16 protein-coding genes are annotated in these 21,373 nt (G+C 39.6%); all 16 read left to right on the forward strand.

Going from position 1 to position 21,373, the window contains the following annotated elements:
* The first annotated feature begins 430 nt into the window (after positions 1–430).
* The 16 genes from rfbA to G4407_RS03785 all read left to right on the forward strand — a co-directional run bounded on the left by rfbA (position 431) and on the right by G4407_RS03785 (position 21,372).
* Positions 431–1,327, forward strand: a complete 897-nt coding sequence (gene rfbA, locus G4407_RS03710; RefSeq protein WP_055156554.1) for a glucose-1-phosphate thymidylyltransferase RfbA — start codon at positions 431–433, stop codon at positions 1,325–1,327.
* 19 nt (positions 1,328–1,346) lie between these two features.
* A complete protein-coding gene (rfbB, locus tag G4407_RS03715) occupies positions 1,347–2,366 on the forward strand; it encodes a dTDP-glucose 4,6-dehydratase (protein WP_055156571.1) in 1,020 nt (339 codons plus the stop codon).
* Between the two features lie 22 nt (positions 2,367–2,388).
* Positions 2,389–3,330 (forward strand): dTDP-4-dehydrorhamnose reductase, encoded by a 942-nt coding sequence (gene rfbD, locus G4407_RS03720; protein ID WP_055156552.1) that lies wholly within the window; start codon positions 2,389–2,391, stop codon positions 3,328–3,330.
* A 16-nt stretch (positions 3,331–3,346) separates the two neighbouring features.
* Positions 3,347–3,958 (forward strand): dTDP-4-dehydrorhamnose 3,5-epimerase, encoded by a 612-nt coding sequence (rfbC, locus tag G4407_RS03725; RefSeq protein ID WP_055156550.1) that lies wholly within the window; start codon positions 3,347–3,349, stop codon positions 3,956–3,958.
* 154 nt (positions 3,959–4,112) lie between these two features.
* On the forward strand, positions 4,113–5,024 hold the full coding sequence (locus tag G4407_RS03730) for a nucleotidyltransferase family protein (RefSeq protein ID WP_055156548.1): 912 nt from the start codon (positions 4,113–4,115) through the stop codon (positions 5,022–5,024).
* Between the two features lie 18 nt (positions 5,025–5,042).
* A complete protein-coding gene (locus G4407_RS03735; RefSeq protein ID WP_055156546.1) occupies positions 5,043–5,987 on the forward strand; it encodes a glycosyltransferase family 2 protein in 945 nt (314 codons plus the stop codon).
* A gap of 7 nt (positions 5,988–5,994) precedes the next feature.
* Positions 5,995–6,411 (forward strand): GtrA family protein, encoded by a 417-nt coding sequence (locus tag G4407_RS03740; protein WP_055156544.1) that lies wholly within the window; start codon positions 5,995–5,997, stop codon positions 6,409–6,411.
* 5 nt (positions 6,412–6,416) lie between these two features.
* Positions 6,417–7,211 (forward strand): glycosyltransferase family 2 protein, encoded by a 795-nt coding sequence (locus G4407_RS03745; RefSeq protein WP_055156542.1) that lies wholly within the window; start codon positions 6,417–6,419, stop codon positions 7,209–7,211.
* Positions 7,212–7,243: 32 nt separating this feature from the next.
* Positions 7,244–9,589 (forward strand): GH25 family lysozyme, encoded by a 2,346-nt coding sequence (locus tag G4407_RS03750; protein WP_173687806.1) that lies wholly within the window; start codon positions 7,244–7,246, stop codon positions 9,587–9,589.
* Positions 9,590–9,748: 159 nt separating this feature from the next.
* Entirely contained in the window at positions 9,749–13,084 is a 3,336-nt protein-coding gene (locus G4407_RS16695; RefSeq protein WP_173687807.1) for a glucosaminidase domain-containing protein, read from the forward strand.
* Between the two features lie 138 nt (positions 13,085–13,222).
* The gene (locus G4407_RS03760; protein WP_173687808.1) at positions 13,223–14,800 is read left to right on the forward strand and encodes a glycosyltransferase family protein; all 1,578 of its coding nucleotides are present in this window, start codon (positions 13,223–13,225) and stop codon (positions 14,798–14,800) included.
* Positions 14,801–14,866: 66 nt separating this feature from the next.
* Positions 14,867–16,822: a polysaccharide biosynthesis protein gene (locus G4407_RS03765; protein WP_055156534.1), complete on the forward strand. Its 1,956-nt coding sequence runs from the start codon at positions 14,867–14,869 to the stop codon at positions 16,820–16,822.
* 172 nt (positions 16,823–16,994) lie between these two features.
* The gene (locus tag G4407_RS03770; protein WP_173687809.1) at positions 16,995–17,999 is read left to right on the forward strand and encodes a glycosyltransferase family 2 protein; all 1,005 of its coding nucleotides are present in this window, start codon (positions 16,995–16,997) and stop codon (positions 17,997–17,999) included.
* Between the two features lie 14 nt (positions 18,000–18,013).
* Entirely contained in the window at positions 18,014–18,802 is a 789-nt protein-coding gene (locus tag G4407_RS03775) for an ABC transporter permease (RefSeq protein WP_022220079.1), read from the forward strand.
* An 11-nt stretch (positions 18,803–18,813) separates the two neighbouring features.
* Positions 18,814–19,554 carry an ABC transporter ATP-binding protein gene (locus tag G4407_RS03780; RefSeq protein ID WP_055156532.1) on the forward strand — a complete coding sequence of 247 codons (741 nt, stop codon included), beginning with the start codon at positions 18,814–18,816 and terminating at the stop codon, positions 19,552–19,554.
* A 12-nt stretch (positions 19,555–19,566) separates the two neighbouring features.
* Entirely contained in the window at positions 19,567–21,372 is a 1,806-nt protein-coding gene (locus tag G4407_RS03785) for a glycosyltransferase (RefSeq protein WP_173687810.1), read from the forward strand.
* Position 21,373: the final 1 nt, after the last annotated feature.

Raw genomic sequence — 21,373 nt, forward strand, 5'->3', positions numbered from 1 at the left:
TGATCAACAGGTGGCTCTTTTTGAAAAATCAAGGTACAGATGATTACCTACTTACATTTCTTTGGTGTTTCAATATATGCTTTTCCTTTAATGTCATATCTTTGCACCGATTCAATTAGGAAAGAATGTTAAGAAGATCTTCCAGTCACAAATACATCCATATTATCTTTACGAAGGTAGTCATTCAGAACAGCTTCAAAATAAAAATCTTTGTGAATCTCCATCTTAAAACCTCCTTGCGAAAGATTTTTGCAACATGGTGCATTTTTCTATTCTACAATTATATTATATGTGTTAATCTAGATCCTTAAATATATCATAAAAAAAGACTTGAAGGTAACGTAACGTCATCTTTTATAATAGTAATTGTAAATTATAGAACTAAATTGCTGCATACAGACAAGATCGTGTACAGAGAGGAGAATTTTAGATGAAAGGAATCATTCTTGCTGGTGGATCAGGAACAAGACTTTATCCATTAACCATGGTAACATCGAAACAGCTACTTCCGATTTATGACAAACCAATGATTTATTATCCAATGTCAGTGCTTATGAATGCGGGGATCAGAGATATTCTGATTATTTCGACACCTGCAGATACACCGAGATTTCAGGATCTGTTAGGAGATGGACACCAGTTTGGCGTAAATCTTCAGTATGCTGTACAGCCAAGTCCGGATGGACTGGCACAGGCATTTATCATAGGAGCAGACTTTATTGGTGATGAGCCGGTGGCAATGGTTTTAGGAGATAATATTTTTGCCGGACATGGTTTGAAGAAGAGATTAAAAGCCGCAGTAGAAAATGCAGAAACAGGAAAAGGGGCAACCGTTTTCGGATATTATGTAGATGATCCGGAACGTTTTGGAATTGTAGAGTTTGATAAGAATGGAAAAGCTGTCTCTATTGAAGAGAAGCCGGAACATCCAAAGAGTAATTATTGTGTAACAGGTCTTTATTTTTACGATAACCGTGTTGTTGAATACGCAAAGAACTTAAAACCAAGTGCAAGAGGAGAACTGGAAATCACAGATCTGAACCGCATTTATCTGGAAGATAACAGCTTGAATGTGGAACTTCTTGGACAGGGATTTACCTGGCTTGACACAGGAACCCATGAATCACTGGTAGATGCAACGAATTTTGTAAAGACAGTAGAGCAGCATCAGCATAGAAAAATCGCGTGTCTCGAGGAAATCGCATATCTGAACGGATGGATTTCAAAGGAAGAAGTTCTCGAGGTTTATGAAGTTTTAAAGAAAAATCAGTATGGACAGTACCTGAAAGATGTATTAGATGGAAAATATCAGGAACATTTGTATTAAGAAAGGTGAGGAAATAAGAATGACGATAATTGTAACCGGAGGAGCCGGATTTATAGGAAGTAACTTTGTATTTCATATGCTGGAAAAATATCCTGACTATAGAATTGTGTGTGTAGATAAGCTGACATATGCAGGAAATTTATCTACTTTGGCACCGGTCATGGATAATCCGAACTTCCGTTTCTGTAAGATTGATATCTGTGACAGAGAGGCAATTTATCAATTGTTTGAAGAAGAACATCCGGACATGGTTGTAAACTTCGCAGCAGAATCCCATGTAGACCGTTCTATTGAGAATCCGGAAGTATTCCTGGATACCAATATCAAGGGAACTGCTGTTATGATGGACGCTTGCCGTAAATATGGAATCCAGAGATATCATCAGGTAAGTACAGATGAAGTATATGGTGATCTTCCGCTGGACAGACCGGACCTTTTCTTTACAGAAGAAACACCGATCCACACAAGCTCTCCGTACAGCAGTTCCAAGGCAGGAGCAGACCTTCTGGTTCTTGCTTATCACAGAACCTATGGACTTCCTGTAACCATCAGCCGTTGCTCCAACAACTATGGCCCATATCATTTCCCGGAAAAACTGATTCCGCTGATGATCGCCAATGCATTAGCTGATAAGCCGCTTCCGGTTTATGGAGAAGGCTTAAATGTACGTGACTGGTTATATGTTGAGGATCATTGCCGTGCCATCGACCTTATTATTCATAAAGGACGTGTCGGAGAAGTGTACAATGTCGGCGGACATAATGAAATGAAGAATATTGACATCGTAAAGATTATCTGTAAAGAACTTGGAAAACCGGAAAGTCTGATCACACATGTAACCGACCGTAAAGGACATGATATGCGTTACGCCATCGATCCAACTAAGATCCACAATGAACTTGGATGGCTTCCGGAAACCAAATTTGAAGATGGAATCAAAAAGACCATTCAGTGGTACTTAGATAACAAGGAATGGTGGGAGACAATTATTTCCGGCGAATATCAGAATTACTATGAAAAAATGTATGGCAACAGATAAGAATAGTAGGAGCGATAGTCGAATGAAAGTATTTGTAACAGGTGTGGCAGGCCAGCTTGGCCATGATGTCATGAATGAATTGAAAAAAAGAGGCTATGAGGGCATCGGTTCCGATCTTGCACCGGAATATGCAGGAGTGCAGGACGGAAGTGCTGTTACCACAATGCCATATGTTCCTTTAGATATTACAGATAAAGAAGCAGTAGAAAAAGTTCTCACAGAATGCAGACCGGATGTTGTGATCCACTGTGCTGCATGGACCGCGGTAGATCTTGCAGAAGATGAGGATAAGATGGGAAAGGTTCGTGCTATCAATGCCGGAGGGACAGAAAATATTGCAAAGGTTTGCAAAAAGCTTGACTGCAAGATGGTTTACATTTCCACAGACTATGTATTTGACGGACAGGGAACAGAACCATGGCAGCCGGATTGCACTGCTTATAAGCCCCTGAATGTTTACGGACAGACAAAGCTGGAAGGTGAGCAGGCGGTCAGCAGCAATCTTGAACGCTACTTTATCGTTCGTATTGCATGGGTATTTGGAGTAAATGGAAAGAACTTTATTAAAACGATGCTGAATGTAGCGAAGACTCATGATACGCTGAAGGTTGTAAATGACCAGATCGGTACCCCGACATATACCTATGATCTGGCACGTTTGCTGGTGGATATGATCGAAACCGACAAATATGGTTATTATCATGCGACAAACGAAGGCGGCTATATCAGTTGGTATGATTTTACTAAGGAAATATTCCGACAGGCCGTAGAGATGGGAAGAATAGAATATGCCGAGGATGCTGTGAAAGTGCTTCCGGTTACAACGGAAGAATACGGAGTTTCCAAGGCAAAACGACCGTTCAACAGCAGATTAGATAAGAAGAAGCTGGTGGAAAATGGTTTTACACCTCTCCCGACATGGCAGGATGCTTTGAAGAGATATTTGAAAGAAATTGAGTTCTAGGTAAGGAGCGGAAAAAATGGGACAGATTAAAGTAGAAAAAAATGCAGGTGGAATCGAAGGACTTTGCGTGATCGAACCAACCGTACACGGTGATGCGCGCGGATATTTTATGGAAACCTACAATCAGAAAGATATGGAAGAAGCAGGACTTACAATGACCTTTGTACAGGATAATCAGTCTTCTTCTACCAAAGGAGTACTCAGAGGTCTGCATTTTCAGAAACAGTTTCCTCAGGGAAAACTGGTCCGTGTTGTAAAAGGAAGCGTTTTTGATGTCGCTGTGGACTTGAGAAGCGGATCCGAAACCTATGGGAAATGGTTTGGAGTAGAACTGACAGAAGAAAATAAAAAACAGTTCTATATTCCGGAAGGATTCGCTCACGGATTCCTGGTGTTATCTGACCTGGCAGAATTCTGCTACAAGTGTACAGATTTTTATCATCCGGGAGATGAAGGCGGACTTGCATGGAATGATCCGGAAATCGGCATCGAATGGCCGGAGCTGACGGGAGAATATCATGGTACAGCAAGCGGCGAAGGTTATGCACTGACAGATGGAACCAAACTGAATTTAAGTGAAAAAGATGTATTATGGAAAGGTTTGAAAGATACCTTCCGATTTGAATAACAGGAATACTTATCCTCGGCATGAGTTGTGCCGGGGATTTTCATTTTATGAGAAAAATCTTAAAAAAAAGGAAAAATGTTTTAATTGAACCTTGTATGTGTTATAATCAGAGGTAAATGTTAAAATTTTGCTATATACAAATGGAGGAATTATTATGAATAAAGCTACATTAGTTGTTATGGCAGCTGGGATTGGAAGCAGATTTGGCGGTGGCATTAAGCAGTTAGAGCCGGTAGGACCAAAGGGCGAGATCATTATGGACTATTCCATTTATGATGCAATACAGGCAGGTTTTGATAAAGTTGTTTTCGTTATCAGAAAAGACTTAGAGGAAGATTTCCGCAGAATTATCGGAGACCGTATCGAGAAAAAAATCAAAGTCGAGTATGCTTTCCAGGAGGTGGATGATATACCGGCGGAATATAAAGAAAAGTTTGCCGGAAGAACGAAACCTTGGGGAACCGGTCAGGCCATTTTATGCTGTAAGGATGTAGTAAAAGAACCATTCCTTGTAATAAATGCGGATGATTATTATGGAAAAGAAGCTTATGTAGAAGCTTTTCGTGAACTGACGAAGGAAGAAGAAAAGTCAGACAAGATGCAGATCAGCATGGTAGGCTTTGTTCTTAAGAATACATTGAGTGAGAATGGCGGTGTGACACGAGGAGTCTGCAAGGTGGATGAGAACCAGATGCTGACCAAGATCGTGGAAACTTCCAATATCGTGAAAACAGAAACAGGTGCCGCAGTTTTAACTGATGGAAAGGAAGAAATCATTGATGCGGATACTCCGGTTTCTATGAATATGTGGGGACTTACACCAGAATTTTTTGGTATTTTAGAGAGTGGTTTTGCTGAATTCCTTGACAAACAAGAAGCAGGCAATCTGAAAGGAGAATATCTGCTTCCGACCATTATCGGAGATCTTCTGGAAAAAGATCAGGTTTCGGTAAAAGTGTTAAAATCCCATGACAAGTGGTTTGGGGTTACCTATAAAGAAGACAAAGACCTTGTCGTAAGAGAAGTAAAAGCTCTGATAGAAAAAGGACTATATCCAGAGAATTAAGGAAGAGGAAAAGAATAAATGGGTGATGTATTATATATAGTAGTTCCTTGCTACAACGAAGAAGCGGTTCTTCCGGAAACGCAAAAAGAACTGGGCAATAAGCTGGAAACAATGATTACAGCTGGTGCTGTTTCCGAAAAGAGCAGAATTATTTTTGTAGACGACGGATCAAAAGACAGAACATGGGAACTTATCGAAAAATATCACAGTGAGAATCCGAGAATTGGCGGTGTCAAGCTGGCACACAACAGAGGTCATCAGTTCGCAGTTCTGGCCGGTCTTATGACAGTAAAAGATCTGTGTGATATGGCGATTACCATGGATGCGGATCTACAGGATGACATCGATGTAGTAGACAAATTTGTTGAAAAATACAAAGAAGGCTGTGAAGTTGTATATGGAGTCAGAAATTCCCGTGCAACGGATACGTTCTTCAAAAAAACGACTGCAGAAGGATTTTACAAGATCATGCAGGCGATGGGAGTAGACATCGTATTTAACCATGCAGACTATCGACTGATGAGTAAAACCGTATTAGATGCCTTATCTGAATATAAAGAAGTAAATCTGTTTCTGCGTGGAATCGTTCCACTGATCGGATACAAAAGCGATACCGTAGAATATGCAAGAAAAGAACGTTTTGCCGGAGAATCCAAATATCCGCTAAAAAAAATGCTTGCCTTTGCTATTGATGGAATTACTTCATTCAGTATTAAACCAATCCGTCTGATCACAACTCTCGGTGTAGGAGCCTTATGCGCCAGTGCGCTGATGATTATCTGGTTTATTATCGGAGCAGTCAGAGGAAACACAGTTTCGGGCTGGGCAACCATCGTTATTTCCATCTGGCTTTTTGGAGGACTCATCTTATTAGGTCTGGGCGTTGTCGGAGAGTATATTGGAAAGATTTATATGGAAGCAAAAGGAAGACCACGCTTCAGAGTAGAAAAATTCTTAGGGTAGAAGTAGAATGCGGAAATTAAAAGAATTATGGGATAAAATCGGAGTCCAGTTTATTAAATTTGGCATGGTAGGAGTAAGTAATACGGTTGTTTCACTGGCAACTTATTATTTGTTTACATTTTTTGGTGTGCATTATCTCATCGCGAATGCACTTGGATTTGTGACAGGAACGCTGAATGCATATTATTGGAACAGCAAATTCGTATTTAAAGAAGAAGCAAAAGAGAGTGGCAATAAAAAAGAATCCCTGGTAAAAACCTATATTTCTTATGGATTCAGCTTCATCCTCAGTACTCTTTTACTTTATTTACAGGTTAACATCCTGGGAATATCACAGGCTGTGGCACCGATTATCAATATTATGATCACAACGCCGATTAATTTTTTGATGAATAAATTTTGGACATTTGCTAAGAAGGGATAAATGGAATGGAATATCAAAATACAGATCACACATTTGCAGTGTGTGCATACAAGGAATCGCCGTATCTGGAAAGCTGCATCAAATCGCTTGTAAACCAGAAGGTAAAAAGTAATATTATCGTTTGTACGTCGACACCTTGTGAGTTTATCGAGAATATGGCAAAAAAATATGACCTTCCTTATTATGTAAGGGAAGGAAAGAGCGATATTTGTGATGACTGGAATTTTTCTGTTGCATGTACAAAAACGAATTATGTGACAGTTGCGCATCAGGATGATGTGTATAATGAACATTATGTGGAAGAACTTTTGAAACATATTCCGGATGAAAAGATGTCGATCTTTATCGCAGATTATCTGCCTCTGAAAGGCGGAAAAGTCGGAAAGCGAGATATAAACAGTAAGCTCCGGAAGTTTTTGAGACAGCCTATGAGATGTAAAAAACTTGCTGCCTCAAAGTGGTGGAGAAGAAGGATTCTATCTCTGGGAAACAGCATCTGCTGTCCGGGAGTTACCTATAATAAAAGTGTGGTAGGACTTCCAATCTTTACTTCCAAGATGAAGTTCTGTATTGACTGGGATACTTTTTTGAAATGTGCAGAGATTAAAAATTCACATTTTGCTTATTGTGATACACCTATCATTTATTATCGAATTCATGACGGGGCAACAAGCAAGGAATTTATCGTCGATCACAGAAGAATCAAAGAAGATACCGATATGTTTAATAAATTCTGGCCTTCTTTTTTAACAAAGATCATTATGGTTTTTTACAAAAAGGCTTATGATACTTACAATTAGGAACAGACAGTTTAGAATGGCGGAGTAAGTAAATGAAAATAAATAGAATATTTGCAGTGCTGATGGCAGTAATTTTTATAGGAAGTCAGCCAATGGCAGTTCTGGCAGAAGATGTGCCAAATGAAATAGAAAATGTATCAAACGAAACAGAAGAGCTGCTAAATGAAACGGAAGATATAGCAAATGAAACAGAGAATGTATCGGATGAAGCAGAAACTGTTTCGGACGAAACAGCAGAGAGTGAAGGACTAAGGGATCAGAGCGGATTTGTGGAGAACAGTTTCCGTTATTCCAACGGTCAGCCGATCCAAAAGAGGTCAGCCGGTGCATATGCCATCAGTGATACATCGAATGCCTATAAAAAAATCAATGGCGTTTGCTATAATTCACAGGGAGAACCGGTTGAGGGAGCAATCGGAAAGGTCATCGACGTGAGTGAACACAACCAGGATATTGACTGGGAAAAAGTAAAGAACTCAGATGTCGATTTTGCAATTCTCCGTGTTGGATATGGAAATGATGTTTCTTATCAAGATGATAAAAAATGGCAGTATAACGTATCTGAGTGTACAAGATTAGGAATTCCTTTCGGAGTTTATATCTATTCTTACGCTGAGAATACAACGGAAGCCGAAAGTGAAGCGGATCACGTACTGCGACTGATCAAGGGATACAATCTGGCATATCCGGTGTATTATGATCTGGAGGATAACAGCCAGGTCAGCCTTGGAAATGACACGATCCAGAAGTTTGCTGAAACCTTTTGCAATAAGATCAGCAATGCAGGATATCAGGTAGGTGTGTATGCGAATCTGAATTGGTGGAACAATTACCTGACAGGCAGTGTCTATAACAATTGGCATCGCTGGGTGGCACAGTATAATTATCAATGTGATTATAACGGGAATTATGATATGTGGCAGTGCACCAGCAAGGCACAGGTGGAAGGAATCAGTACAGATGTGGATGTCAGCTTTTACTATGGCAATCTGTTAAGTGATGCAGATGTGAATACACCGGTTGTAGAAGTAGGTGATACCGACCTTATCAGCTATTGTGCAAATATTCAAAATGATGGCTGGACAGACTGGAAGAAAAACGGGCATGCCCTTGGAACAATCGGAAAGAGCCTGCGTCTGGAGGCACTGAAAATCCAGACAAACAGCGAAAATCTGGGAGTAAGTTATACCGGACTTGTGGCTGGGTATGGATGGACTGATGAAGTTCAAACCGGCGCAATGCTTGGCACAGAAGGCCAGAGCAGAGCTCTGGAGGCTATTAAACTTAATCTGACCGGAGATGATGCAGAGAATTACGATATTTATTACCGGGTACATAGCAGTAATTTTGGCTGGCTTGGCTGGGCGAAAAATGGAGAGAAAGCCGGAACAGAAGAGTATGGCTATGCGATAGAGGCAGTACAGATTGCTGTTTTGCCAAAGGGAAGCGCTGCTCCTGGAGAAACGGCAGATGCGTATCATTTTAACGAAGAGTGGAATAAACCGTCAGTTAAATATACCGCCCATGTGCAAAATGTCGGTTGGCAGCCGACTTGCTGCAATCAGGAAACAGCAGGAACGATCGGGAAAAACCAGCGTCTGGAAGCTTTGCAAATAAGTTTGTCTGGTCGTGGATTTTCAGGAGACATTCATTATAGTACCCATGTGGAAGATATTGGATGGCAGTCAGAAGTTTCAAATGGAGAAACGGCAGGGACGATCGGACAGAATAAGAGGATTGAAGCAATAAAAATCTGGCTGACCGGTGAGATAGAAAAGGAATATAATGTGTATTACCGCGTCCATGTCCAGAACTTTGGCTGGCTTGACTGGGCGAAGAATGGAGAAATTGCAGGAACGGTTAACTATGGTTATCGGATGGAAGCAATAAAGATTGCTCTGGTTCGTAAAGACGGAGATGGGCTGACACCGGTAGGAACTTCCTCAAAAACCTTTGATACCCAGGCTGTTTACAGTGCCCATGTTCAAAATATTGGCTGGCAGGATGAGGTCTATAATGGAGAGACGATCGGAACCGTTGGTCAGGGACTCCGCATGGAGGCTTTGAAACTGGATTTATATAAGCCATTGTATTCGGGAGATGTTACCTATAGCGCCCATGTTCAGAATATTGGCTGGCAGGACTGGAAAAAAGATGGCGAGATATCCGGTACAGTCGGAGAAAAACTTCAAATGGAAGCGGTTAAGATAAAACTGACCGGTGAGATGGCGGATCATTACGATATTTATTATCGTGCACAGGTTGAAGAACTTGGCTGGCTGGAGTGGGTAAAAGATGGAAAAGAAGCCGGGACTACAGGCAAGGGATACAGACTGGAATCCTTGGAGATTAAACTTGTGCCGAAGACAGAAGGATAAAAAGAAGCATAAGGAATAGAAGAGACGCTGAAGTGATTTGCCATGAACTTCAGCGTTTCTCTGCCTTGAAAGTTATAAAAATGTTGCTACTCTAAGAATGTGGGTGCTATACTAAGACTGAAACAGTGGGGGATCTGATGAATAAGTAAGGAGAATACTATGGGAAAGAAAGCAAAGCAAATGGCTGCACTTTTTATGGCAGGTGCTGTGATAACAGGAATGACAGAAATGCCGTTTTGTGTATATGCCGAAGAAGAACCTCAGAAAGTCGAAGAAAAGCTGATAGAAACAGACGAATATGGAAACGTGTATGAAATAGAACCGGAAATAGGATTAGTTGAAGAAGACAAAAGTATTCGAATGGCAAGATCTTCTTCTGCCCAAATCGTCAATTTTAATACAAAAGGTGCTGTGGTTACAGAATACACAGAAGCAGAAACCGGCGCCCAGGGATATACCTGCGGTGCGTACGGTGCGGACGCTGCTTATCTTGGAACCAGCGATGGAAAAGTGCGGTTTATGCTTTCAGGCGTGATCGGAGAAATCGATCCGGATGAAGTACAGGTCGTAGATATTTCCCAGGTTGAATCCCTTAGTTGTTATCAGGTCTCATCCGGAAGACTCTATCATAATATCGTTGGAAACGTAACGAATAATGATTATAATGCCCGTCTGGACAATGGACCGGCACCAGAGTATCTTGCAGAGGGCACCGATTATTATAGTTATGACGGACATTATTTTTACACCTACGATAATTTCGAAAATATGCTGGAAGATTATCAAAACGGTGACCGTTCACATTCTGTGAATCCGTCTGCTCCATATTATAATTATTTTCAGTATCTGCCGCTTCGCAGTCAGAGCAATTATAGTGTAGATGAATTGAATTCCATCATCAATGCAAAGACTGATTCGGACTCTAAAATGTGGGATACCGGTGCACAGTTTGTGAAAAATCAGGATACATACGGTGTAAATGCCCTGATGATGGCAGGAACAGCAGCCCTTGAGAGCGGATGGGGAAAGAGTAGTATTGCAAAGGAAAAGAATAATCTTTTCGGTTTAAATGCTGTAGATACCTCTCCTGGAGAGAGTGCCAATAGTTACAAGGATGTCTCTACCTGTCTCAAGGATTTTGCGGAAACTTATATGTCGAAGCAATATTTAAGACCGGGATGTGGAACCTATAAAGGAGCCTATCTGGGTAATAAAGGAAGTGGAATTAACGTCCACTATGCATCCGATCCGTTTTGGGGTGAGAAGATCGCCAATTTGATGTGGAGCCTCGACAGGACAAATGGATCAAAGGATTATGGAAAATATTCCATTGGAATAAAGGATTTGATAAACAGTGAACATACCACGCTGAATGTCAGAAAAGAAAGCAATACTTCTTCTGATGTGCTGTATAAGACAGCTGCTCAGTCACAGTATGCATTTTTACTTTTGGATAATGGTGAAGCAGCGAATGGATTTTACCGGGTTCAGAGCGATGGTGTCCTTACAGAGGGAAGAAACGGAGTAGACAGCAGTACCGGTAACTATAATTTTCAGGATATGTATGGATATGCCAGTGCAGATTACATTTCACTTATTCAGAAAGGAAACGGATCTTCTTCAAATGTGAAGCCGCCTGAAAATAACAAGCCGGATACAGGGGAAGAGGTAGAGCCGGTAGCAGTCCCGGATGAAGTGAAGGATGCCTTATTTGTTTCGGCACACGTAACAAATCTTGGATGGTTAGATGAAACTGGAAATGGTGAAAAGGCAGGTACTGTAGGCCTTGGATACGCAATGCAGGCCATGAAAATGCAGATATCAGGAATTGATGGTCTGGGTATCGAATATCGTGCCCATGTGGCGGATGATGGCTGGCAGGATTATGTTGCAGATGGTGAACAGGCAGGAACAACCGGGCAGAGCAAAGCAATACAGGCAGTTCAGATTCGTCTGACAGGCGAAAAGAAAGACGAATACCAGATCTTATATCGTGCCCATGTGGCAAATGATGGATGGCAGAATTATGTCACAACAGATGAGATTGCAGGAACAACCGGAGAATCGAAGGATTTACAGGCAATCCAGATCGTATTGCTGAAAAAAGAAAAGGATGTAGATGTTGAGAATAAAGACCTCCTTTCTTACAGTACTTCTGTGCAGGATCTTGGCTGGACCGGTCAGGTGAAAAATGGAGAACAAAGTGGTACAGTAGGTTTGTCGAAAGCAATCCAAAGTATAAAGATTAATGCCAATCTTGCAGACCTTAATGTGGAATATTCAACTTATGTGCCAAATGCAGGCTGGCAGGAATATGCTGCAGATGGAAAGGAATCGACAGCAAATGACGATCTAAAAAGAATCGAAGCTATTAAAATCAGATTAAAAGGAACGCAGGCAGAGAATTACGATATTTACTATCGTGTTTATACAAGCAATTATGGCTGGCTTGGCTGGGCAAAGAATGATGAGGAGTCAGGAACTAAAGGTTATGACTGCCAGGCAGAAGCCATCCAGATCGTTGCAGGCAAAAAGGGAATGGATGCTCCCGGAAGTACAGAAAATGCATTTGTAGAGAAGGATCCGACCGTTTCTTATACTGCATATGTCAATGGTGAAGGATGGATGAGTCCGGTTGAAAATGGAGAAACCAGCGGTACAACAGGAAAGTCCTTGGCTTTAGGTGGAATCAAAGTTAATTTGCGTGATAAAGGCTACGCAGGAACCATTCTATATATGTCACATATACAGGATATTGGCTGGGACAGCTGGAAAGAAGAAGGTGAAGTAAGCGGCACCGCAAATGGCCAGAAGAGGCTAGAAGCTGTAAAAATCAGACTGACAGAAGAAATGGAAGAAAGATATGATATCTATTACCGTGTCCATGCGCAGAATTTCGGCTGGATGGGATGGGCCAAGAATGGAGAGTCTGCCGGAACCGAAGGCTATGGTTACCGTGTAGAAGCCATTCAGATTAAAATTGTAAAAAAAGGTGCACATGCTCCGGGAACAACGGAACAGTGCTTCAGCAAAAAATGGACCTCCATCGTCTATTCTGCTCATGTACAGGATATTGGCTGGCAGAATAATGTAAAAGACGGGGCTCTTGCCGGAACTACCGGGGAAAGTAAACGAGTAGAAGCAATCAAAATATCCCTGTCAGGTCAAAAAGCAGAGGGAAGTGTGGAATATAGTGCCCATGTACAGGATATCGGCTGGCAGAAGTCTGTAAAAGACGGAGCCCTTGCCGGAACCACTGGAAAAGGAAAACGAGTAGAAGCGATCAAGATTAATCTTACCGGAACGCTTTCTGAATCCTGTGATGTGTATTACCGTGTCCACGCACAGGATTATGGCTGGCTCGGATGGACAAAAAATGGTAATCCTGCAGGTACAGAAGGACTTTCAAAAAGAATAGAAGCAATTGAGATCAAAGTTGTTACAAAAGGAGATACTGCTCCGGAAATGGGCAAAGAAGCATTTGTCAAAAAATAAAAATACAGGAATCAATGGAAAGGTAGGAATATGAGAAAGTTTTTGAGAGATAAGAGCAGTCATATTATATTCATATGTGTTCTGCTTATACAGATCATTTTTATGATTTTTTATTGTGATATGAAAAAAGGATATTTTGTGGATGAGTTATGGTCCTATGGACTTTCTAACAGTTATTACCACGCACAGATCTGGGAAGATGGAGCATTAGATAATCCGGAAATCAGTCCGGATATGTTTAAGGAATATATGACAGTCAATGAGGGAGAAGCCTTCAAATTTGGATCTGTTATCTATAATCAGACCCATGATTCCCATCCGCCTCTTTTTTATATGGTTTTGCATGCGATCAGTTCATGCTTTCCGGGACAATTCAGTAAATGGTTTGGTCTCATTCCTAACTTGTTGTATTATGCAGTAACAATTATATTTTTGTATAAAATAGGGAAATTAATCAAAAAAGATAAATATTTTGCTTTCTTTCCGGTTTTGTTTTTTGGATTTAGTATTGCAGCGGTAAATATGGTGACATATATTCGAATGTATATGTTATTAACCATGTGGTGTACCATTTTCGCATATGAACATTTGGAAATGATGGCATCAAGAAAAATCAAAATGAAAAATTTGATCAGTATTTTGCTTGCTACTTTTGGCGGTGTATTTACACATTACTATTTTGTGATTTTTGCATTTCCTATGGTGATCTTTCAGATGATCTGGATGATCATGCGAAAAGACTTTAAAATGACCGGAAAATATGTAGTGAGCGGAGGCGTTGGCGGAGTTTGTGCTGTTGCGTTATACCCTGCAATTCTTAAGAATCTGACAGGTACAGGAGTGAGCCATAGCCAGAAAACACTTCAGAATATGCATAATTTTTCAGATTGGACGTCACGAATCAGAAAATTCTGGGTTATAGTCAGTGAAGAGATGTTCGGCGGTGTCTTCATGCTGCTCTTGATTGTCTGCTGCCTTGGAATTCTTGCATATCTTATCACACAGGTTTTGTGGGAAATGAAGCTGCAATATCATGCAGATCACTATGAAATTGCAGTGAATAATAAAGAACACACAAAAACTGTTTATGTAAAAGTAAAAAGAGAAACATATTTGATCTGTGATATAATACTTACTTGTGCTTTTGTATTTGTTATTTCAGCAAAAATCTCGCCATGGCAGGTGAACAGGTATATCATGAATTTGTTTCCTTTTCTGTCTCTGCTGTTTTGCTACCTGCTTTATTTTATCTATAAGTTATGGATAAAAAATAAAGCAAAGATTCAGATTGCAATGGTTATTTCAATGATGCTGATAGGAGGCTTGACGTATTATGTAAATGATCCTTGTTATTTATATCCGGAAGGAGAAAATAATATTGCAATCAGTAAAGAATATACAGATACAACATGCTTGTATGTTTATACAACGTCTTATATAATGATTAATGAAGGGTTAGAATTACAGAATTACCAACGTTTATATCAAATGTATTACAAAGATCTGGATATAAAAGTACCGGACGTTTCAATAGAAAATTCCAAATTAGTTGTATATTTGGATCGAATACTTGATAAAAAATATGATGATCTCGGTGAAAAGGTAACCATGGATCCTGAAAAATGCTTAGAAAAGATACAAAAATTAACCGGACTTAAAAATTCAAAGGAATTGTATCAGGATGAAAAGGCATATGTATATGAGTTATATAACTAAGCGGAGATTGGTTAGAGAACGGTAATATTTTGTGACAGTATTATGTTGTACAAATGGAGGTCGCTTATGAAAAAAACATGGGGATTGCAAAATTCCAGAAGTCGGATGATCGCACTGTTTATTGTAGATATCTTAAGTGTGATCCTGGATTCTTATCTGGCAATTATTTTGCGTTTTAAATTGGATAATATCTGGGTACCGGCAGAGTATATGTACAGTGTCGAGAGCTATATGGTCATCAATGTTATCACAACGGTAGTCATTTTTTTGGTACTTAATCTGTATAACCGGGTATGGTCTTATGCCAGCATAAATGAGATGCTTGCCATTCTTGGTGCAACAATGCTGTCAACGGTCTTTCAGGCTTTCGGTTTCAGTTTGTTGTATCTGCAGGTTCCGAGAAGTTATTATTTCTTCTATTTTATTTTGTTAAGTATCACAACGATCATCACTCGATTTTCTTATCGCATTTTGCATACTATGGAAAATGGATTGAAGAAATCAACCAGGCATAGCCGTAACACCATTGTGATCGGTGCCGGCGAAGCCGGAAATATGATCATCAAAGAATTAAAAAGCAGTAAATACCTGAATCAGAAGGTTGTCTGCGTGATTGATGATAATCCTTCCAAAAAAGGAAAATACATTCATGGAATCCGCATTGTCGGAGGAAGAGATAAGATTCAGGAAGCAGCAAAGAAGTATGATGCAGAAGAAATTATCCTTGCAATTCCTTCGGCAGGAACAAAAAATACCAGAGATATCTTAAGAATCTGTAATCTTACAGATTGTAAACTTAAGATATTACCGGGAATGTATCAGCTGATCAATGACGATGTAGGAGTGTCAAACCTGCGGGAAGTATCCATCGAAGACCTTCTCGGAAGAGATACTATTGAAATTGATATGGAAAGCGTTGGGCAGTATGTGAGAAATAAAAGAGTATTGGTTACGGGAGGCGGCGGCTCCATCGGAAGTGAATTATGCCGTCAGATCGCTTCCCACAATCCAAAGCTTCTTATCATTTTTGATATCTATGAGAACAATGCCTATGATATTCAGCAGGAATTGGTTCGTAAGTATCCAAATCTGAAGCTGGAAGTACTGATAGGTTCTGTTCGAAATACAAGTCGAATTGAAAGCGTCATGGAGCATTATCGACCGGATGTTGTTTTTCATGCGGCAGCCCATAAACACGTGCCACTTATGGAAGACAGCCCGAATGAAGCCATTAAAAACAATGTGTTTGGTACTTATAAGACAGCAAGAGCTGCGGACAAGTACGGGGTAAAGAAATTTGTACTGATCTCTACGGATAAAGCAGTAAACCCTACCAATATCATGGGTGCATCGAAACGTATGTGTGAAATGATCGTACAGACCTTCAGCAAATATTCCAGAACAGAATACGTGATCGTACGATTCGGGAATGTGTTGGGAAGTAATGGAAGCGTTATTCCGCTGTTTAAAAAACAGATGGAGGCAGGAGGTCCTGTGACAGTTACGCATCCGGATATTATCCGTTATTTTATGACGATACCGGAAGCAGTTTCACTGGTACTTCAGGCGGGAGCTTATGCCCATGGCGGAGAAATCTTTGTGCTGGATATGGGAGAGCCTGTGAAGATTGCTGATCTGGCAAAGAATCTGATCCGACTTTCCGGATATACACTTGGTGTGAATATGGAGATCAAGTATACCGGTCTTAGACCGGGGGAAAAGCTGTATGAGGAATTGCTGACAAAAGAAGAGGGACTACAGAAAACAGCGAACAACCTGATTTTTATCGGCAAACCTCTTGAGTTCGATGAAGTACATTTCCTCAGCCAGCTGCGAGAGCTGGAAAAGGCAGCAATGGAAGAAAGTCCGGATATTAAAGAAAAAGTTGCAGATATGATTTCTACTTATCATATCAGACCGGAAGATAAAAAAAGAGACAGTGAGGCTTTTCAGGAACTGGTCAGTTTAGGGAGGATCAGTCATGAAGGACCCATTGTAGATGAAAAACACAGTGGTATATAAAGTGGGCAGATTTGACAAAGATGCGAGCATTTGATATAATCTTTCCATCTAAAGAAAAGTGTAGTATAATATTTTAGTAATCAGAATAAAAGTTGGTGATTCAGATAGAACTAAATATCTGTAAAACCAACTTTTTTTGAGAAAAATAGTATTAAATCAGGTTAGGAGAACAATGGACGAGAAAATATTAACAGTAACTGTCCCAAGTTACAATGTGCAGGCATATCTGGAAGACTGTCTGGAATCCTTTGTGAATTCTGAAGTCATGGATGATATTGAAGTTTTGATCGTGAATGATGGTTCCAGCGATGATACTGTAACAATTGCGGAAAGATATGTTTCAAAGTATGAAAATACGTTCCGGTTGATCAATAAAGAAAACGGCGGACATGGTTCCACCATCAACACGGGAGCTCGTGAGGCAAGAGGAAAATATTTTAAAGTTGTTGATGGAGATGACTGGGTAGACACCAGAAGCTTCATCCGACTGGTGAAACTTTTAAAAGAAATTGATGCTGATATCGTTGCATCGAATTATACCTGGATCAACCATACGACACGGCTGCCGGAAAAGAGACAGGAATATCCGTTTGAAAAAATCGAGTATAACAAGCTCTACCAGTTTGAGGAGATTGTTGGTAAGACCATCATAGATATGCATGCCACGACTGTGAAGACGGAGCTTTTCAGGAAAGCAAATGAACAGATTGATGAACACACTTTTTATGTAGATGTAGAGTTTATTGCATTTCCGATTCCTTACGTGAAGACAGTATATTTTATGGAAGACCCTGTTTACCAATATCGTCTGGGACTTCCGGGACAAAGTATGTCCATTGAAAAGATGCAGAAGAATCTGAAGAATCATCTGCGGGTTCTTATGCGGCTCAATCAGTACTGCAAAAAAGTCGAGAAGACGGCTCCAAAGGCAAATCTGGAGTATATCAGGGAATTGACAGCAACAATCCTTACCAGTCAGATGAAAATTTATATCAGCTTTCCTCTGAAGAATGGTATGCGAAAAGAAGCAATGAAATTAGATGCATATTTTTATCATAAAAACAGAGAAGTGTATGATAGAGTAAAGAATCCGGCAGTGTTGTTTTTACGGAAAACAAGATATGCTGCATTCCCGTTAGCTGTACTTGCATTTAAAGGCCGAAGAGATTCATATTAAATTGGAGAAGAATAATGAGCGTAACAAGAGATAGGATAAATACATTTTTTAGATATAAAGATTTATTAAGAGAACTGGTAGTCAGAGACGTGAAATTAAAATACAGAAGAAGTTTTCTGGGATATGTGTGGAGTATTTTGAATCCGCTGCTGATCATGCTTGTAATGACACTGGTATTTTCCCAAATGTTCCAGCGCGGAATCGAAAACTTTCCGGTTTACCTGCTGACAGGTCAGGCATTATTTGATTTTATGAATAATGCAACCCATATGTCTATGTATTCTGTGTTGGATAATGGAGCTTTGATCAAGAAAATATATGTACCTAAATATATTTTTACCTTATCAAAAGTAACAAGTTCCCTGATCGACCTTATTTTTTCAATGGGAGCATTGATTCTGGTCATGCTGATCACCAGAGCACCGTTTTCACCATATATCCTGCTTTTTCCATTGGTAGTGATTCCGCTGTATATCTTTGTATGCGGATTGGGCTTTTTCCTTTCTGCTGCGAATGTTTTCTTTCGAGATATTCAGTATATCTACAATGCCATCACAGTAGCATGGATGTATGTAACCCCAATGTTTTACCCGATCGAGCTGCTTCCGGACTGGCTCAGAAAGCTGGTAGAATACTGTAATCCAATGTTTTATTATATCCAGTTCTTCAGAGATCTTGTTTTATACAGACATTTTACAACTCCAAGAATCTTTATTGGTTGCTGGGTAATGGCTTTTATCATGCTGTCAATTGGACTTGGTGTATTTAAGAAAACACAGGATAACTTCATTTTATATATCTAGGAGAAGGGCGAATGAGCGAAGAATATATTGTAGATGTTGATAACCTGACGATTCGGTTCAACATGGCATCTGAAAAGGTAGATAACCTGAAAGAATATGTGATCAAACTGATCAAACACGAATTGATGTTCCAGGAATTTCTTGCGTTAAAAGATGTCAATTTAAAAGTAAAAAGAGGAGAGGCGTGGGGACTGATCGGAACAAACGGATCCGGAAAGTCAACGCTTTTAAAAGCCTGCTGTGGAATTTTAAAACCATACAAAGGTTCAGTTACTACAAAAGGGACCATTGCACCGTTGATTGAATTGGGTGCCGGGTTTGATATGAATATGACGGCTAGAGAAAATGTGTTTTTGAATGGAACTGTACTTGGACATTCAAGAAAATTTATGGAAGAGCATTTTGATGAAATTATTGAATTCGCAGAATTGCAGGATTTCTTGGATGTTCCGATTAAGAATTTTTCCTCTGGTATGCAGGCAAGACTTGGATTTGCAATAGCTACCATGGTGAGACCGGATATTCTCGTGGTTGATGAAATCTTATCCGTTGGTGATTACCAGTTCCAGCAGAAATGTTATGAGAGAATGGGGCAGATGTTGAGTGGAGGAACAACTCTGTTATATGTTTCTCATGATATAAATTCTGTCAGACAGTTATGTGATCATGCTATTTGGATTGACAAAGGAAATGTTCGAATGAGTGGTCTGGTAGAAGAAGTAACAACTGAATATATGCATATGAATCAGTAAGTGGTGAAAAGCATGATATTACAAAAAATTGTATGGAATCAACAGTCTGTTGAGGAACCAGAATTATACTATAAATTAAAAAACGGAATTAAGTCAGAGAGTGGAATATTGCTTAATGCAGGTGGTGAAGCAGATTTCTTGACATATATGAATATTTTTTCTGCTGAAAAATGGAGAAAGTATACAGGTATTCAATCGGTTTGTGTGTCTGTTAATTTTAAAGGAAAAATAAAGGTTGTCATATATGCCTTATCCTGCAAGAATAAAAAAGTATGTTCGAAGATAATTATGCAATTTCCAATGGAAAGCAAAGGCGAAGATTCCGTGAATACTCCAATATTTGCTTTACCGGAGAGTGGAGTAGTAGGTGTATCCATAATCGCTGAGGAGGATACAGCCCTCTATGCAGCAAGTTATATGACTGATGAAGAGAGGGAAAAGAAGGAAGTTAAGATAGGAATAGGCATTTGTACTTTCAAACGTGAGAAGTATGTTGAGCGAAATATGAAAGTATTAAAAGAAAATCTGCTTAACAATGAGAATGCCTTATCTTATGGACATTTGTCGGTATGCATATCCGATAATGGCGGTACATTAGTAAGAGAAAAAATCGAGGATGAACATATTCGCATTGTTAAGAATAAAAACCTTGGTGGAGTGGGTGGATTTACCAGAACGATGTTCGAACATATGCGAGATGATAGTATTACACATGTTTTATTGATGGATGACGATGCTGTGATTTCTCCTGAAGCGATAGAACGAACTTATACATTATTGACCCTGCTTAAAGAGAAATACAGAATGGCAGTAATCGGAGGCTCATTATTAAGAGAAGATTTGCCAACTCTGCAGTATGAATGTGGTGCCTGCTGGAATGATGGTGATATTGTTGCGAATAACCATAATTTTGACATGACACAATTAAAAAATGTCGTGATAAATGAACAGATTCAAAAAGCAGAGTATACAGGCTGGTGGTATTCGTGTATTCCGGTTCCGTTTATTAAGGAAATGCATTATCCTTTGCCGTTTTTTATCCATAGAGATGATATAGAATATGGATTGAGGGCAAATGGGCAGTTTATTTTCTTAAATGGAATAACGATCTGGCATGAAGCTTTTGAAAATAAATTACCTGGTTTCCTGGAGTATTATGATGTCAGAAATCTGGCAATTACGAATGCAATCCATAATCCGCAGTTTGCTGCAAAGGATTTCAAAAAGATGCTTTTTGTGCAGGTCAGCAGTAATATCGGAAAATACAGATATAAATATGTAGATCTGAATTTGAAAGGTGCGGTTGATTTTTTAAGAGGTTTTAAGTGGTTTTATAATGCGGATACCTTAGGCGTTCATGATGGATTAAAAAAATATAATTATCAGTCTATGCCGGCAGAAGAATTTATAGGACATAATGGAATCAAGCCGGAAGATCTGGATCCATGTGGTAGACCGGAGGCTGAACCACCGTGTAAATTAAAACGAATATTGATCATGTTGTCAATGAATGGTCATTTTCTGCCTGCATATAAAAACAGAGCGACAAAAGTAGCCAGACCAAATCCAAATATTTACGACTTGTTCCGTTGGAATGAGGTTGTGTATGCTGATGCAGCAGGAAATGCAATTTGTGTGAAGCGAAGTAGAATAGAATTACTGAAAGCATATATAAAAATGTTAAAAGTATTTCGATTAATAGATTTGCATTATGATAAGGTTTGCGAAGAATATAGAAAAAATCATTCGAAACTTGAAAGCAAAGATTTTTGGAGCAATTATTTAGAGTTAAAAGAAGCACAAAATAAGGAGATGTAAA

The organism is Allocoprococcus comes (genome assembly GCF_013300725.1).
Taxonomy (GTDB): Bacteria; Bacillota; Clostridia; order Lachnospirales; family Lachnospiraceae; genus Allocoprococcus; species Allocoprococcus comes_A.

Bases quoted from the DNA above. Each gene is read 5' to 3' on its own strand.
- rfbA (WP_055156554.1), top strand. From the start codon at position 431: ATGAAAGGAATCATTCTTGCTGGTGGATCAGGAACAAGACTTTATCCA.
- rfbB (WP_055156571.1), top strand. From the start codon at position 1,347: ATGACGATAATTGTAACCGGAGGAGCCGGATTTATAGGAAGTAACTTT.
- rfbD (WP_055156552.1), top strand. From the start codon at position 2,389: ATGAAAGTATTTGTAACAGGTGTGGCAGGCCAGCTTGGCCATGATGTC.
- rfbC (WP_055156550.1), top strand. From the start codon at position 3,347: ATGGGACAGATTAAAGTAGAAAAAAATGCAGGTGGAATCGAAGGACTT.
- G4407_RS03730 (WP_055156548.1), top strand. From the start codon at position 4,113: ATGAATAAAGCTACATTAGTTGTTATGGCAGCTGGGATTGGAAGCAGA.
- G4407_RS03735 (WP_055156546.1), top strand. From the start codon at position 5,043: ATGGGTGATGTATTATATATAGTAGTTCCTTGCTACAACGAAGAAGCG.
- G4407_RS03740 (WP_055156544.1), top strand. From the start codon at position 5,995: ATGCGGAAATTAAAAGAATTATGGGATAAAATCGGAGTCCAGTTTATT.
- G4407_RS03745 (WP_055156542.1), top strand. From the start codon at position 6,417: ATGGAATATCAAAATACAGATCACACATTTGCAGTGTGTGCATACAAG.
- G4407_RS03750 (WP_173687806.1), top strand. From the start codon at position 7,244: ATGAAAATAAATAGAATATTTGCAGTGCTGATGGCAGTAATTTTTATA.
- G4407_RS16695 (WP_173687807.1), top strand. From the start codon at position 9,749: ATGGGAAAGAAAGCAAAGCAAATGGCTGCACTTTTTATGGCAGGTGCT.
- G4407_RS03765 (WP_055156534.1), top strand. From the start codon at position 14,867: ATGAAAAAAACATGGGGATTGCAAAATTCCAGAAGTCGGATGATCGCA.
- G4407_RS03770 (WP_173687809.1), top strand. From the start codon at position 16,995: ATGGACGAGAAAATATTAACAGTAACTGTCCCAAGTTACAATGTGCAG.
- G4407_RS03775 (WP_022220079.1), top strand. From the start codon at position 18,014: ATGAGCGTAACAAGAGATAGGATAAATACATTTTTTAGATATAAAGAT.
- G4407_RS03780 (WP_055156532.1), top strand. From the start codon at position 18,814: ATGAGCGAAGAATATATTGTAGATGTTGATAACCTGACGATTCGGTTC.
- G4407_RS03785 (WP_173687810.1), top strand. From the start codon at position 19,567: ATGATATTACAAAAAATTGTATGGAATCAACAGTCTGTTGAGGAACCA.